Below are 2705 nucleotides of genomic sequence, written 5' to 3' on the forward strand. Positions count from 1 at the left end.
AAAAGGCGAGTCGTACAGGTTGAAAGACAGGAAAAAAGAATTGCTTAAAGAGGACAAAGACTAATGACAGGGTGGTATACTTTTAAGTTGCAACAGTGGTATACTTTTAGGTTGCACTTGACAGTAGAATTCTTTCAGATATTTTTAATGATAAAAAACGACCATTCTACAAAAGCGCAATAAATTATGAACTACTTTCTTTACCTCTTGCTGAAACAATAAAGTTTTTAATATACTTATTCAGAAAAAATGGTAAAAATTGTCCTGAAAATATTGCTGAGAGAATTTATGGTCTAACAGAAGGATGTCCATATTACATACAAAAATTAGCTTACTATATTTTTGATATAACAAAAAACAATGTAAGTGAAATAAATTTTCATCAAGGTGTTACACAGATGCTATCCGAAGAAACGCCATTATTTGAAATGATGCTTCAAAATCTCCGTCCAGGTCAAATTTCTTTTCTGATTGCACTTGCAAAAGAGTCAACAAAAACACCTTTTACAACAGATTACTTACTCAGACATCATTTGGGTTCTATAGGTGGGGTGCAGGCAGCAATAAGAAAACTTATTTCGCTGGATTACATAAAAAGGACAGATTCCATATGGGAAGTGACTGACCCAGTTTTTGCATTATGGCTAAGAAAAAAACAAGGTATGGAATAATTTATGGAGTTTTATCCGCCGAGAGCAAAAGTAAAATATTCACAAGAAAAATTTTATATCCTCAAAAAATGGCTGAAAATAGTTCAGAAAACAATCCCAATAACAACACCATTCCCTAAACCATTCCTTGCAGCAGTTTTATCCATAATTCCAGGTCTCGGTCATTTTTATGTTCTGGGAAATTTTCTACGTTCTATTATTTATTTTGCAATTTTCGTTATTCTTTTTTATATCAGATTTGTATTCACAAATCCCTGGCTTGTAGCAATTGTGTTGACAGTTCTTATCTCGTATCACAGTTCTGTCGTCTTTAATGCATATACGAATGCTTTAAGGAAATTAAACCAGCCGTTACCAAGAACTTGGCAGTCAATAAAAATATCTTTTTTGATAACGATTTTTCTTGTGCTGGTATATACAGCATTTTTCCCGTCTTTATTAAAAGTACCTGCTTGGGTGTACCGTAGAACATATTATTAAGAGGTGCTTATGAAAATTAACGATTTGATTAAGAAAGCATTAGAGAAAAATGCGTCTGATTTACACATTGTCAGCGGCCTTCCGCCTTCAATGCGTGTCGCTGGTGAGATAATAATTATGGATGAAGATGTCATCAAACCGGAAAAAACAAAGGAACTAATTTATCCACTGCTTACAGAAGAGCAGCAGAAAGTATTTGAGCGTGACTGGAAAATTTCATTCTCAACATTGATTGAAGATTTAGCACATATCAGGGTGAGCGTGTATTACCACTTAGGACAAATTGAGTCAGCGATACGGTTGCGGGCTTTAGAAATAAAAAAATTGGAAGAACTCGGGCTTCCGAAAATTGTTGAGGAATTAACGAGAAAACCTAACGGGTTAGTTCTTGTAACAGGTGCTACTGGCGAGGGTAAAACAACAACACTTTATTCAATGATTGATTTAATTAACCGTGAAAAAAGATGTAAAATAATAACAGTTGAAGACCCTGTGGAATATCTTTTTACACACAACAGAAGTATCATTATCCAGCAGGAAGTCGGTAGGGATGCAAAATCATTTGGTACTGCACTGTTACATATTTTACGACTTGACCCTGACATAATCTGTATCGGCGAAATGCGGGATTTAGAAACAATATCAACCGCACTAACAGCTGCAGAAACAGGCCATCTTGTTATAGGAACGCTTCATACAGCCGACGCTACACAGACAATAGATAGAATAGTGAATGCATTCCCACCACACGAACACTCTCAAGTTCTGTTTCAACTTGCGAATTGTTTGCAAGGTGTAATCGCACAGCGACTCCTTCCATCAGTAGATAAAAAAAATCGTGTGCTTGCCTGTGAGATTATGATTGCAACTGATGCTGTAAGAAACACTATACGAGAAAACAAAATCCAGATGCTTTACAGTATCATACAATCCGGTAAAGAAGCAGAAATGCAAACACTGGATTCAGCGCTAAAAGATTTGTATAAAAAAGGGATGATTACCTACGATACCGCTATCTCCAGTGCCCGCGACCCTAAATACATAATGAACAAATAATGAAATTGAAAAAAATTAAATTGGTCGTTGGCTTTATAATAATTGTAGTCATGTATTTTGCTGTGTATCAAACATACCAAAAACATTCACAAGGCAAAAGAATACACTTTGAGAAAAAGGGATTGCAGAATATAGTTACTACCGAACTCTCAAAAGCAATTGAGAATAGCAAAGCAAAAAGCGGTTTTGTTATTGTTGAAAATCCCCAAACTGGTGAAATAGTTGCAATTGCGAATGATGGCATACTTTTACAGCCGAGATATATTGATGTCACTGAAAGTTCTATTACCATATCTGAAAGGAAAGAAATACAGCGTGTAATATCACCAAGAACTGCCAAAAAAATAAGAAAGATGCTTATACAGACCGTAGGTGTCAATTGCAATGTAAAATGATACCGGGGTTGCAGAGTAAAAGGATACCACCTGAAAGCATATAAATGCAAGTTTCAGGTGTTGGTTGGGTAGGTTGCAAAGTAAAAAGATACCACCTGTAATT

4 protein-coding genes are annotated in these 2705 nt (G+C 35.5%); all 4 read left to right on the forward strand.

Going from position 1 to position 2705, the window contains the following annotated elements; all coding sequences use genetic code 11:
• The first annotated feature begins 398 nt into the window (after positions 1-398).
• Genes AB1349_13480 through AB1349_13495 form a run of 4 tightly spaced genes read left to right on the forward strand, consistent with a single transcriptional unit; the run spans position 399 to position 2602 of the window.
• On the forward strand, positions 399-671 hold the full coding sequence (locus AB1349_13480; protein ID MEW6558336.1) for a hypothetical protein: 273 nt from the start codon (positions 399-401) through the stop codon (positions 669-671).
• A 3-nt stretch (positions 672-674) separates the two neighbouring features.
• Entirely contained in the window at positions 675-1151 is a 477-nt protein-coding gene (locus tag AB1349_13485; GenBank protein ID MEW6558337.1) for a hypothetical protein, read from the forward strand.
• Between the two features lie 9 nt (positions 1152-1160).
• A complete protein-coding gene (locus AB1349_13490; protein MEW6558338.1) occupies positions 1161-2207 on the forward strand; it encodes a PilT/PilU family type 4a pilus ATPase in 1047 nt (348 codons plus the stop codon).
• On the forward strand, positions 2207-2602 hold the full coding sequence (locus tag AB1349_13495) for a penicillin-binding transpeptidase domain-containing protein (GenBank protein MEW6558339.1): 396 nt from the start codon (positions 2207-2209) through the stop codon (positions 2600-2602). Before AB1349_13490 ends, AB1349_13495 begins: the two co-directional genes overlap by 1 nt.
• Positions 2603-2705: the final 103 nt, after the last annotated feature.

This window comes from Elusimicrobiota bacterium, assembly GCA_040757695.1.
In the GTDB taxonomy this organism is placed as follows: domain Bacteria; phylum Elusimicrobiota; class UBA8919; order UBA8919; family UBA8919; genus JBFLWK01.